This window comes from Actinomadura darangshiensis (genome assembly GCF_004349235.1).
GTDB classification, from domain to species: domain Bacteria; phylum Actinomycetota; class Actinomycetes; order Streptosporangiales; family Streptosporangiaceae; genus Spirillospora; species Spirillospora darangshiensis.
Window position 1 is genome coordinate 1 of sequence record NZ_SMKY01000245.1, and the last position, 13,319, is coordinate 13,319.

Annotated in this window: 8 protein-coding genes and 1 tRNA gene; all 9 read left to right on the forward strand. The window is 69.3% G+C overall.

What is annotated here, in order from left to right:
• Positions 1-380: 380 nt before the first annotated feature.
• The 9 genes from dnaA to E1293_RS35505 all read left to right on the forward strand — a co-directional run bounded on the left by dnaA (position 381) and on the right by E1293_RS35505 (position 13,250).
• Positions 381-2,462: a chromosomal replication initiator protein DnaA gene (gene dnaA, locus E1293_RS35465; RefSeq protein WP_132202544.1), complete on the forward strand. Its 2,082-nt coding sequence runs from the start codon at positions 381-383 to the stop codon at positions 2,460-2,462.
• A gap of 652 nt (positions 2,463-3,114) precedes the next feature.
• Entirely contained in the window at positions 3,115-4,257 is a 1,143-nt protein-coding gene (gene dnaN, locus E1293_RS35470) for a DNA polymerase III subunit beta (RefSeq protein ID WP_132202546.1), read from the forward strand.
• 106 nt (positions 4,258-4,363) lie between these two features.
• Entirely contained in the window at positions 4,364-5,284 is a 921-nt protein-coding gene (gene gnd / locus E1293_RS35475) for a phosphogluconate dehydrogenase (NAD(+)-dependent, decarboxylating) (RefSeq protein WP_132202548.1), read from the forward strand.
• 60 nt (positions 5,285-5,344) lie between these two features.
• Positions 5,345-6,469 carry a DNA replication/repair protein RecF gene (recF, locus tag E1293_RS35480; RefSeq protein ID WP_132202550.1) on the forward strand — a complete coding sequence of 375 codons (1,125 nt, stop codon included), beginning with the start codon at positions 5,345-5,347 and terminating at the stop codon, positions 6,467-6,469.
• Between the two features lie 99 nt (positions 6,470-6,568).
• A complete protein-coding gene (locus E1293_RS35485) occupies positions 6,569-7,096 on the forward strand; it encodes a DciA family protein (protein ID WP_243717026.1) in 528 nt (175 codons plus the stop codon).
• 322 nt (positions 7,097-7,418) lie between these two features.
• On the forward strand, positions 7,419-9,356 hold the full coding sequence (gyrB, locus tag E1293_RS35490) for a DNA topoisomerase (ATP-hydrolyzing) subunit B (RefSeq protein ID WP_132202552.1): 1,938 nt from the start codon (positions 7,419-7,421) through the stop codon (positions 9,354-9,356).
• 77 nt (positions 9,357-9,433) lie between these two features.
• The gene (gene gyrA / locus E1293_RS35495; protein WP_132202554.1) at positions 9,434-11,938 is read left to right on the forward strand and encodes a DNA gyrase subunit A; all 2,505 of its coding nucleotides are present in this window, start codon (positions 9,434-9,436) and stop codon (positions 11,936-11,938) included.
• Positions 11,939-11,980: 42 nt separating this feature from the next.
• The gene (locus E1293_RS50555; RefSeq protein WP_341770232.1) at positions 11,981-13,084 is read left to right on the forward strand and encodes a DUF3566 domain-containing protein; all 1,104 of its coding nucleotides are present in this window, start codon (positions 11,981-11,983) and stop codon (positions 13,082-13,084) included.
• A gap of 92 nt (positions 13,085-13,176) precedes the next feature.
• A tRNA-Ile gene (locus E1293_RS35505) sits at positions 13,177-13,250 on the forward strand.
• The last annotated feature ends 69 nt before the right edge of the window (positions 13,251-13,319 follow it).

A 13,319-nucleotide genomic window follows, 5' to 3' on the forward strand; every position in this document is an offset into this window, starting at 1 on the left:
GCGGGGTGACGGTGTTGCGAGTGTGGTCGGCAGGGGTTAGGGTCGTCTAGGCGAACCGACGCTCCATCGACGCATTCGACGATCTGATGCCGGTGTTCCGCCCATCAATCCCCCCGTTCGAGAACCACCCCGTACCGGCCCTGAAAAAGGCCGGCACCTTGTCGACCTCGTTCGTCGACCCTGTCCCCAGGAAGCCGCCTCACGGGTTTTACACAGGGACCCCATGCCTATGCACAGCATGTGGACAACTCTGTGGACAACTCGTGAGAGAGTGAGTCTTCCGCGTCGCGGCGATGCCCTGCGAGGCGTGCCGTATCCCGCGGGAAAGCCGGGCAGTCAGGTACTCCGTTCGGCGGAGTTGTGGGGAGGGGACCTTGCGCATGGACGGTCAGGATCTCGGATCGGTCTGGGCTCGGACCCTCACCGCGCTGTCCGAGAGTGATCTGTCACCGAGCTACCGCGCATGGCTTCCCATGGTCCGTCCGCTGGCCCTCGTCGAGGGGACGGCACTTCTCGCCGCACCGAACGAGTTCGCCAAGGACGCGCTGGAGACGCGCCTCCGAAACCTCATCACGCAGGCGCTCTCCCGCGAGCTGGGCAGGGAGATCCGCGTCGCGGTGACCGTCCAGCCGGAGCCGCCTGGAGGTTCACGCCCCGGCGGCAATGAACCGCTCGCCGCACCGATTCCCGGGCCCGGTGCAGGGCCCGGCTTGCACGAGCCTGCCCCTCCTTATGGCGAGCCCTATGGGGAACGGTCACACGACGACCGCGAACGCGAACGTCCTTACACCGATCAGTCTTACGGTGACCCGTCGTCCTACCCGGAACGGCCGGAGCGGCCGGAGCGGCCGTATCCGGAGCAGCCGTACGGCGACCAGGGGTACCGGCCTCAGCCGGGGGGTCCCCACAGCCCCGGCCCGCCCGGAGGTTATCCACAGGCTCAGGACGACGACCGTGGAACATATCCGCCGGCGCCTCGTCCGCCCGCGTACGGGGCGGGCCCGGCCGGACGCGGCGGTCCCGCGCCGTTCGAGAACCGCGGCTACCCGTCCTATGGCGGCCAAGAAGGATTCGGCGGGCAAGAAGGGTTCGGCGGCCAGGAGGGGTTCGGCGGGGAGCCCCCGGGACGGCCGCCGCATTCGCATCTCAACGACCGCACGCTCGGCGCGCCGCGCCCCGGCGCCCGCGGGGGAGATCAGCGCGAGCCCCAGTCCGGCGGGAGCGAGCCGCCCCTCGGGCACGCCGACGACACGTTCCAGAGCGGCGGCGAGCCGTCCTCTTTCCCCGGCGGCGAGAAGCAGTACCGCGGTGAGGAGCCCTACCGGGGCGAGAGCCCCTTCCGGGACGACGAAGGCCAGGATCCCCGCGCCGCGGACCCCCGGGCCCCCGCGCCGGCTCCGGCTCCGCAGTCCGGCGCGTCCGAGCATGCGCGCCTGAACCCGAAGTACACGTTCGAGACGTTCGTCATCGGCTCGTCCAACAGGTTCGCGCACGCCGCCGCCGTCGCGGTCGCCGAGCAGCCGGCCAAGGCCTACAACCCGCTGTTCATCTACGGCGACTCGGGCCTGGGCAAGACGCACCTGCTGCACGCGATCGGCCACTACGCGCAGAGCCTCTTCAATGGGGCGCGCGTCCGCTACGTGAGCTCCGAGGAGTTCACGAACGACTTCATCAACTCGATCCGCGACGGAAAGGCGGACGGGTTCCGCCGCCGCTACCGGGATGTGGACATCCTCCTCGTCGACGACATCCAGTTCCTTGAGGGCAAGGAGCAGACGCAGGAGGAGTTCTTCCACACCTTCAACACGCTGCACAACGCCAGCAAGCAGATCGTGATCTCCAGCGACCGCCCGCCCAAGGAGCTGGTCACGCTGGAGGACCGGCTGCGCAACCGGTTCGAGTGGGGGCTGACGACCGACGTCCAGCCGCCCGAGCTGGAGACGCGGATCGCGATCCTGCAGAAGAAGGCGCGGCAGGAGGGCCTGGCGGCGCCGCCCGACGTGCTGGAGTTCATCGCCTCGCAGATCGCGACGAACATCCGGGAGCTGGAGGGCGCGCTGATCCGGGTGACGGCGTTCGCGAGCCTGAACCGGCAGTCGGTCGACATGAAGCTCGCCGAGATCGTCCTCAAGGACCTCATCCCGAACGACTCCGGCCCCGAGATCACCGCCGCGATGATCATGGCGCAGACGGTCGAGTACTTCGGGACGACGATCGACGACCTGTGCGGCCCGTCCCGGTCGCGGATGCTCGTCACCGCCCGGCAGATCGCGATGTACCTGTGCCGGGAGCTGACCGAGCTGTCCCTCCCCAAGATCGGCCAGCAGTTCGGCGGACGCGACCACACCACGGTCATGCACGCCGAACGCAAGATCCGGTCGCTGATGGCCGAGCGGCGCGCCATCTACAACCAGGTCACGGAGCTGACGGGGCGGATCAAGCACCAGGCGCGCAAGCGCTGACCGCCCCCGTCGTGCACAGTGTGGACAACCCCGCGGCACCCTTGTGGACGGGCGGTGGCCGCGTCGTCCACACCCTGGTCAGGGCAAAGAACCGACAAAAGGCGCGCCTCCCCCGAGAATCGGCACCGCTACTCACAAGTTGTGGAAAACTCTGGGGATTTTCGTGGATAACCCGGTGGGCAACCATGGGAGAAGCTGAGGATGAAGGGTGGACGGATGTGGACCGGCCGTGCACCCGCGCCGCGCTCCTGGGGAAAACCGGTGGACGACCTGGGGACGGCCTGTGGGCGGAGTCCGGCGATCAAGCCCTCTTCATGCACAGGCGGCCGAACCGCGGAACATACCCGTGGAGAACTCGTGGAAAACCGGGGGATGACATGAGGACGACCTGTGGGGATGATTTCGCCGTCCCCAGGCGCCCTCGCGCCGTCCACCGCCCATGCACAGCACCCGTGGACAGAGAAACGACACCTGACCTGGGAAAACGGGCTCTGTCCACACTATCCACCGCCCCTATTACTAGTACTGCTCTAGTTCTCTACCCAAGAAAAGATTCACCTCAAGTCAGGGCCTGGGGACAACGTGCCCCGAGCGCCCCGCCCGAGGCAAGATCAGCTCACCCTTGTCCGACACCTGCAGGAGGCGGGTCCCCTTGAAGTTCCGCATCGACAGAGACGCCCTGGCAGACGCCGTCGCCTGGACCGCACGCACGCTTCCCGTACGTCCCCCGGTGCCGGTCCTCGCGGGCATGCACATCGTCGCCGGGGGCGAGGGCAACGACGACCGGCTGAAGCTCTCGGCGTTCGACTACGAGGTCTCCGCGCAGGTGTCCACCGACATCGACGTGGAGGAGGCCGGAACGGCGCTGGTGTCCGGACGGCTCCTCGCCGAGATCTCGCGCAGCCTCCCTCCACACCCTGTGGAGGTGACGACCGACGGCGCGAAGGTGATGCTCCGCTGCGGGAGTGCGAAGTTCACACTCCTCACCATGCCTGTGGAGGACTACCCGACGCTGCCGGAGATGCCGCCGGCCGCCGGGTCGGTGGGCAGCGACGAGTTCGCCGCCGCCGTCTCCCAGGTCGCGATCGCCGCCGGCAAGGACGACACGATCCCGATGCTGACCGGCGTCCGGGTGGAGATCGAGGGCGAGACGGTCACGCTGGCGTCCACGGACCGCTACCGCCTGGCCGTCCGCGAGTTGCACTGGAAGCCGGAGCGCCCCGACTTCTCCGCCGTCGCGCTCGTCCCGGCCAAGACGCTCGCCGACACCGCCAAGTCGCTGACGGCGGGCGCCGAGGTGTCGATCGCGCTCGCGGGGACGGGCGGCACCGGCGAGGGCATGATCGGTTTCGAGGGCGGCGGCCGCCGCACCACGTCCCGGCTGCTGGACGGCGACTTCGTCAAGTACCGGTCGTTGCTGCCGAGCGAGTACGCGGGCCTCGCCGAGATCCAGACCGCCGCGTTCATCGAGGCCGTCAAGCGCGTCTCTCTGGTCGCCGAGCGGAACACCCCCGTCCGGCTGTCGTTCAGCCAGGGCGAGGTCGTCCTGGAGGCCGGGACCGGGGACGAGGCTCAGGCCGTGGAGGCCCTGGAGGCGTCCCTGGAGGGCGAGGACATCGACATCGCGTTCAACCCCGCGTTCCTCCTCGACGGGCTCTCCGCGATCGGCTCGGACGTGGCGCGACTGTCCTTCACGACGCCGACCAAGCCGGCCGTCCTCACCGGGAAGCCGCCGCAGGACGGGGAGAACCCGAACTACCGTTACCTGATCATGCCCGTCCGGCTGTCCGGGTAAGGACCGCCTCCCGGGCATGCCCCGGGACACGCCGGGGACGATGGTCCGCGGGGGAGCCGCTGCCCCCGCGGTAAGGCACAGGCAGTCACGCATTGGGGAGAGTCTCATGGAGCTCGGGATCATCGGCCTCGGCAAGATGGGCGGCAACATGGCCGAGCGGCTGCGCCGCGGCGGCCACACCGTCGTCGGCTACGACCGCGACACCTCGGTCAGCGACGTCGGCTCGGTCGAGGAGCTGGTCGGACGGCTCGCCGCGCCGCGCGCCGTGTGGGTGATGGTGCCCGCCGGGCAGCCGACCGCCGACACCGTCCACAGGCTGGGGGAAGTCCTGCAGCCCGGTGACCTGGTCATCGACGGCGGTAATTCACACTATGTGGACGACCAGAAGCACGGTGCGGACCTGGCCGCCAAGGGCATCGGCTTCGTCGACTGCGGTGTGAGCGGCGGCGTGTGGGGCCTGGAGAACGGCTACGCGCTCATGGTCGGCGGCGACGACGACAACGTGAAGCGGCTGATGCCGATCTTCGAGACGCTCAAGCCGGAGGGGGAGTTCGGCTTCGTCCACTCCGGCAAGGTCGGTGCCGGCCACTACGTGAAGATGGTCCACAACGGCATCGAGTACGCGATGATGCAGGCGTTCGGTGAGGGCTACGAGCTGATCGAGGCCAGCCCCCTCGTCACGAAGGTGCCGGAGACGTTCCTGAGCTGGCAGGAGGGCACCGTCATCCGGTCCTGGCTGCTCGACCTGCTGAACCGCGCGCTCGTCGACGACCCGGAGCTGGACGACCTGCGCGGCTACGCCAACGACTCCGGCGAGGGCCGCTGGACGGTGCAGGCCGCCGTCGAGCACGCCGTCCCGCTGCCCGCCATCAGCGCGTCCCTCTTCGCCCGCTTCGCCTCCCGCCAGGACGACTCCCCCGCCATGCGCGTCGTCGCCGCCCTCCGCAAGCAGTTCGGCGGCCACGCCGTCGAGTCCATCGGGGACGGCGACTCCCCCGGCGCCGACGTCGACCCCCCGAAGGTCTGACCAGGCTGCGGCCGGGCGCGAGGCTCCGGCCGCGCGCGGGAGCCTCTACGCTCGTGTCTCGTGCATGTCGCCCACCTCTCCTTGCAGGACTTCCGGTCCTATCCGACCGCCGAGGTCGCGTTGGAGCCCGGGGTCACGGCGTTCGTGGGGCCCAACGGTCAGGGCAAGACGAACCTGGTCGAGGCCATCGGATACGTCGCCTCGCACAGCAGCCACAGGGCCGCGACGGATGCGCCGCTCGTCCGGCATGGGGCGCCGCGGGCGATCGTCCGGGCCGGGGTGGTGAAGGACGACCGCAAGGCGCTGATCGAGCTTGAGATCAACCCGGGCAAGGCGAACCGGGCGCGGCTCAACCGGTCCCCTGTCCCCAGGCCGCGCGAGATCCTGGGGATGCTGCGGACGGTCTTGTTCGCCCCCGAAGACCTCGCGCTGGTGAAGGGCGACCCAGGGGAGCGGCGCCGGTTCATGGACGAGCTGCTCACCGCGCGGGCTCCACGATTCGCCGGTGTGCGGTCCGACTATGACCGCGTCCTCAAGCAGCGCAACGCCCTGTTGAAGTCGGCGGCCGCGCATAGGCGCTCCCCTGGCCCGGAGGTCCTCGCGACCCTGGACGTGTGGGATTCGCACCTGGCGCGTACAGGATCCGAGCTTCTGGCGGCACGGCTGGATCTGGTCGACGCGCTTAGGCCGCTCGTAGGGAAGGCCTATGCCGACCTTGCGCCGCACAGTGGCGCGGCCGAGCTTGTCTACAAGAGCTCGCTGGGCGATGTGGAGTTGTCCACAGACCGTGGACAACTCGCCGAGCAACTCCTGGCGGCGGTGGGCGAATCGCGCAAGCAGGAGCTGGAGCGCGGGGTGAGCCTCGTCGGCCCGCACCGGGACGAGCTCGTCCTGCGCCTGGGGGAGCTGCCTGCGCGCGGTTACGCCAGCCATGGCGAGTCGTGGTCGTTCGCGCTCGGGCTGCGGCTGGCCGCGTTCGACCTGCTGCGCGCGGACGGCGACGACCCCGTCCTCATCCTCGACGACGTGTTCGCCGAGCTGGACACGGGACGGCGGAGCCGGCTGGCCGAGCTGGTGGCGCCGGCCGAGCAGGTCCTGATCACGGCGGCCGTCCCCGCCGATGTCCCGGCCGAATTGACGGGGGGCTCGTATACCGTCTCCGACGGCAAGGTCGTCCGCGACTGACCGCGCGGGGCGCCTGCACGGCACCAGGGCGCTTGAACGGCACGAGGGCGCTTGAACGGCACCAGGGCGCTTGAACGGCACCAGGGAAGGGGCGAGTGCGTGACCGACGATCCACAGGATGTGGACGGCTCCGCCGATTCCGCCGACCCTGCGACGCCCCCGGCGAAGTCGGGCATCGAGCTGGCCCGCGAGGCCCTCGCCCAGGCCAAGGCGGACGCCATGAAGCGCGGCAGCGTCCCCGGCAACGGCAGGAAGCGCAAGGGCGGCCGGCCCGTCCGCGTCCGGGAACCCGGACGCGGCGGCGACCCGAAGATGTTCGGCGCGGCGATCCACGAGCTGATGGCGTCGCGCGGGTGGGAGCAGCGGGCGGCCGTCGGCGGCGTGTTCGGGAACTGGGCGGGCATCGTCGGCGCGGAACTCGCCGAGCACACCCGCCCGGACCGCTTCGAGGACGGCGAGCTCACCGTCGCCGCCGATTCGACGACCTGGGCGACGCAGCTGCGGCTGCTGTCGTCCACGCTCGTCCGCCGGCTGAACGAGGAACTCGGGCACGGCACCGTCCGCCGGGTGAAGGTGGTGGGTCCCTCGTCCGGGCCGCGGCGGACGGGCGCCTGGCGCGCCCGCTGACTGCGAACATGTGTTCGGGGTGTCGATCCCTCGATTCGGCGGCGAGCGCCACGCAGGCCAGAGAACCCCCCGGGCCCTATGGGGGGATGTGGCTCCAGGCCCACTCGGGCGCCACACGCGCACACAGCGCTCGACAGTGCCACTTTCCGCCGTGTCACCCGGTAGAATGATTCTGGGTTCAGGATGCTGCGCCGTCATGGGGTGCCCGGGGCTCTCACCAACGTGAACAGAGCACAACCGGGTGCCCTCGTGTGTGTTACGGGGCACACCGCGCCTCCCTCGGGCGCGGAACGGCAGACATCCCCGGCAGGAGGATCTTCCTTTGGCGTACGACGCTAGTTCGATCACTGTCCTTGAAGGGCTTGAGGCGGTTCGCAAGCGCCCGGGCATGTACATCGGCTCGACCGGTGAGCGCGGCCTGCACCACCTCGTCTACGAGATCGTGGACAACTCGGTCGACGAGGCCCTGGCCGGCTACGCCGACGAGATCGTGGTCACGCTGATGGCCGACGGCGGCGTCAGCGTGCTCGACAACGGGCGCGGCATCCCGGTCGGCGAGCATCCGGTGGAGAAGCGCCCGGCCATCGAGTTGGTGCTGACCACGCTGCACGCGGGCGGCAAGTTCGACGGCAAGTCCTACGCGGTCTCGGGCGGCCTGCACGGTGTCGGCTCCGCGGTGGTGAACGCGCTGTCCACCCGGCTGGAGGCCGAGGTCCGGACCGACGGCCACGTATGGCGCCAGTCGTACACGTGGCAGGGGCCGGAGACCGAGCTCCGCAAGGGCGAGGCGACCGAAGAGACCGGCACGATCATCAGGTTCTGGCCGGACCCCGACATCTTCGAGACCCTCGAATGGAACTTCGAGACCCTCTCCCGGCGCATGCAGGAGATGGCGTTCCTCAACCGCGGCCTGTCCATCACGCTGCGGGACGAGCGGCCCGACCACTCCAACGGTGAGCCGCACGTCGTCCGGTACCACTACGAGGGCGGCATCGAGGACTTCGTCCGCTACATCAACGCGCGCAAGGACGCCGTCCACGAGTCGGTCGTCTACTTCGACGACGACACCACGGGCATGTCGATCGAGATCGCCATGCAGTGGAACTCGTCCTACGCCGAGTCGGTGCACACCTTCGCCAACACGATCAACACGGCGGAGGGCGGCACCCACGAGGAGGGCTTCCGGGCGGCGCTCACCACGATCGTCAACCGGTACGCCCGCGACAAGGGCCTGCTGCGCGACAAGGACGACAACCTGACCGGCGAGGACGTCCGCGAGGGCCTCACCGCGATCATCTCGATCAAGCTGGCCGACCCGCAGTTCGAGGGGCAGACCAAGACCAAGCTCGGCAACACCGAGGCCAAGTCGTTCGTGCAGAAGGCGTGCAACGAGCACCTGCGCGACTGGTTCGAGGAGAACCCCGGCGAGGCCAAGGAGATCATCAACAAGGCGTCGCAGGCGGCGCGGGCGCGGGTCGCGGCGCGGCAGGCGCGCGACCTGACCCGCCGCAAGAGCCTGCTGGAGTCGACGTCGCTGCCCGGCAAGCTGTCGGACTGCCAGTCCACCGACCCGGCCAAGTCCGAGCTGTACATCGTCGAGGGCGACTCGGCGGGCGGCTCCGCGAAGGGCGGCCGGGACCCGCACTTCCAGGCGATCCTCCCGATCCGCGGCAAGATCCTCAACGTGGAGAAGGCCAGGATCGACAAGATCCTGAAGAACAACGAGGTGCAGGCGATCATCACGGCGCTCGGCACCGGCGTGCACGACGAGTTCGACATCACCAGGCTCCGCTACCACAAGATCATTCTGATGTCGGACGCCGACGTCGACGGCCACCACATCAACACGCTGCTGATGACGCTGCTGTTCCGGTTCATGAAGCCGCTGATCGAGGCCGGCCACGTGTACCTGTCGCAGCCGCCGCTCTACAAGATCAAGTGGGACGCGCGGGGCAACGAGGCCGACTACGCCTTCTCCGACGCCGAGCGGGACGCGACCATCGAGGCCGGGATCGCCGCCGGCAAGCGCGACCCGCGTCCCCGCGACCTGGTGCAGCGCTTCAAGGGCCTCGGCGAGATGAACGCCAACGAGCTCTGGGACACCACCATGGACCCCGACAACCGGGTCCTGCTGCAGGTCCAGCTGGACGACGCCGCCCAGGCGGACGAGCTGTTCAGTGTGCTCATGGGCGAGGAGGTCGAGCCCCGCCGGGAGTTCATCCAGCGCAACGCCAAGGACGTGCGCTTCCTCGACATCTGAGGTACGCGTAGGCCGGGCTCCCTGGCCGACTCCCACAGGACGTACCTCGTTTCCACCGAGTAGAAGAGGTCTTGAGAGTGACGGACGTGACCACAGAGGGTGGACACCCGGGCGAGCGGATCGAACCGGTCGACATCCAGGTCGAGATGCAGAAGAGCTACCTCGACTACGCGATGTCGGTCATCGTCGCGCGCGCGCTGCCCGAGGTGCGCGACGGCCTCAAACCGGTGCACCGCCGCGTCCTTTACGCGATGTACGACGGCGGCTACCGGCCCGACCGCGGCTACTTCAAGTGCGCCCGCGTCGTCGGCGACGTCATGGGGAACTACCACCCGCACGGCGACTCCGCCATCTACGACGCGCTCGTCAGGCTCGCGCAGCCCTGGTCGATGCGGTACCCGCTGGTCGACGGCAACGGCAACTTCGGCTCGCGCGGCAACGACCCGGCCGCGGCGATGCGGTACACCGAGTGCCGCATGGCGCCCCTCGCGATGGAGCTGCTGCGCGACATCGACAAGGAGACCGTCGACTTCTCCCCCAACTACGACGGCCGCTCGCAGGAGCCGGACGTCCTGCCGTCCCGGTACCCGAACCTGCTGGTCAACGGGTCCGCCGGCATCGCGGTCGGGATGGCGACCAACATCCCGCCGCACAACCTGCGCGAGGTCGCCGACGGCGTCCGGTGGTACCTGGACAACTACGGTGCGTCCGACGAGGACCTCCTCGAAGCGCTGATCGAGCGGGTCAAGGGCCCCGACTTCCCGACCGCCGGCCTGATCGTCGGCCGCAAGGGCATCGAGGAGGCCTACCGCACCGGGCGCGGCTCGATCACCATGCGGGCCGTCATCGAGGTCGAGGAGATCCAGGGCCGCACCTGCCTCGTCGTCACCGAGCTCCCCTACCAGGTCAACCCCGACAACCTCGCCCTCAAGATCGCCGACGGGGTGAAGGACGGCAAGCTCGACGGCATCGCCGACGTCCGCGACGAGACGTCCGGCCGGACGGGGCAGCGCCTCGTCATCGTCCTGAAGCGGGACGCCGTCGCCAAGGTCGTCCTGAACAACCTGTACAAGCACACGCAGCTGCAGGAGACGTTCGGCGCGAACATGCTCGCGCTGGTGGACGGCGTGCCGCGCACCCTGCGCATCGACCAGTTCGTCCGGCACTGGGTCGCGCACCAGATCGACGTCATCGTCCGCCGCACCCGGTACCTGCTCCGCAAGGCCGAGGAGCGCGCCCACATCCTGCGCGCGCTGCTGAAGGCCCTCGACCGGATCGACGAGGTCATCGCGCTGATCCGGCGGTCGCCGTCCGCGTCGGAGGCGCAGCAGGGCCTGATGAGCCTGCTGGAGATCGACGAGGTCCAGGCGCAGGCGATCCTCGACATGCAGCTGCGCAAGCTCGCCGCCCTGGAGCGCCAGCAGATCACCGACGAGTACGACAAGCTCATGACGGAGATCGCCGACTACACCGACATCCTCGCCTCGCCGGAGCGGCAGCGGCGGATCGTCGGCGACGAGCTCGCCCCGATCGTCGAGAAGTTCGGCGACGACCGGCGCACCGAGATCATCCCGTTCGACGGGGACGTGTCGTACGAGGACCTCATCGCCGAAGAGGACGTCGTCGTCACCATCACCCGCGGCGGCTACGCCAAGCGCACCAAGTCCGACCTGTACCGGGCCCAGCGGCGCGGCGGCAAGGGGGTGCGCGGCGCGCAACTGAAGCAGGACGACATCGTCGACCAGTTCTTCGTCACCACGACGCACCACTGGATCCTGTTCTTCACCAACAAGGGCCGGGTGTACCGGGCGAAGGCGTACGAACTGCCCGACTCCGGACGCGACTCGCGCGGCCAGCACGTCGCGAACCTGCTCGCCTTCCAGCCCGACGAGCACATCGCCCAGGTCATGGACCTGCGCGACTACGACGTCGCCCCCTACCTCGTCCTCGGGACGAAGAAGGGCCGCGTCAAGAAGACCGCGCTCCGCGACTTCGACTCGCCCCGCACCGGCGGCATCATCGCGATCAACCTCGTCGACGAGGACGAGGTGATCTCCGCGCGGCTCGTCTCGTCCGAGGACAACCTGCTCATGGTCTCCACCGGCGCGCAGGCGATCCGCTTCCGCGCCGACGACGAGTCGCTGCGCCCGATGGGGCGCGCCACCTCCGGCGTCATCGGCATGCGGTTCGAGGAGGACCAGGAGGTCCTCAACATGCTGGTCGTCCAGGACACCTCGTACGACGTGCTGGTGGCCACCCGGGGCGGCTACGCCAAGCGCACTCCCGTGGACCAATATCCTCTTCAGGGTCGTGGGGGTAAGGGCGTCCTCACCGCTAAGATCGTTGAATCGCGCGGCATGCTGGTAGGGGCCCTGATGGTGGGCCCGGACGACGAGGTCTTCGCGATGACGTCCAACGGCGGCGTAATCCGCACCACTGCCGCCGAGATCAAGCAGTCCGGCAGGCAGACCATGGGCGTCCGCCTGATGAACCTCGCGGACGGCGACAGCGTGGTGGCCATCGCGAGGAACGTAGAGTCCATGGAGGACTCGGACGACGCCGAAGGGGGCGACGGTGAGTGACGTACTCTGCGTCGTCACAGAGCCGCTAGGCCAGGAGGACACGTGAGCACCGAGCCCGGCAAGGACGAGGACGGGCCCGGCACGGGCAAGGACGCCGCAGAGGCGCCCGCAGAGGACAGCGCCGCGAAGCCGGACGAGGGCACCGCGGCCAAGAAGCCGGGCGGAGCCAAGACCGGCGGGGCCAAGCCGGCCGCGAAGCAGGGCAAGACGGTGGCCGCCGCGTCCGCCAAGTCGGGACGGGACGAGACGACCGTCGACATCGAGACGCCGTCGTCGTCCTCGTCCTCCGCGGCGGACGAGACCCGTACCGACCTCAGCCATCTCGACGACGAGCCGGCCAAGCCGGCCGACCCGCCCGAGATCGCCCCGGTCAAGGACACCGCCGACCCGCCCAAGCCAGAGAAGCCGGCCGCGCCCGAGAAGCCGGCCCCGTCCCGTCCGTCGGGCAAGCCCTCCGGCGCGTCCGCGCCCTCCGGCCGGTCCTCCAGCCCGGCCGCGGCCTCGCCCTCGCCGGGCAGGCCGTCCAGCCCGGCTTCGCCCTCCGCCCCGGCGGGCCCGGCGGGCTGGGCCAAACCCGCCGAGCCGCCCGCTTCGGTGTCGACAGGACGTACGGAGCAGCCCGCCAAGCCGTTCAACCCGTCCGGCAACTCCTCGTCCAGCGGCGGCTCGGGCTCGGGACGCCGCGGCTTCGCCGGCACCATCCTGAAGGACCGCCCGTCCACCTCGGCGGCCCCGGCGAACGCCGCCGCCAAGACCGCCGGCGGCAAACCGGCCCGCAAGGCCCAGCTCCAGCTGGCCAGGCTCGAACCCTGGTCGGTGATGAAGTTCAGCTTCGTCATGTCGCTGGTCTGCTTCGTCATCCTGCTGGTCGCCGTCGTCGTCCTGTACGTCATCCTGTCCGGCCTGGGCGTGTTCGACGCGATCAGCGACACGATCAACAGCCTCACCAAGGAGCAGGGCGAGACCACCGGAAGCGTGGACGCCGGCAGCTGGTTCTCCTTTATCCGCGTCTTCGGCTACACCGTCCTCGTCGGCGCCCTCAACGTCCTGCTCATCACCGCCCTCTCCACGGTCGGCTCCGTCATCTACAACCTGGCCGCCGACCTCGTCGGAGGCGTCGAAGTCACCCTCAAGGAGGCCGAATAGCCCCCACCCGCCGCCGCCCCGCAATCGATTTCCGGTTGCCCGCCCCGATGGGGTAACCTCTCGTTGCGCCGCCAGGAGCGGCGGCACACCCCGGGCCTATAGCTCAGTCGGTTAGAGCGCATCCCTGATAAGGATGAGGCCGGAGGTTCAAGTCCTCCTAGGCCCACTCGTAGTTGGGAGTGATGTGTCGACGGAAAGCGTCGACCGTCACTCCTTCGTCGTGTTTGCCCCGGGG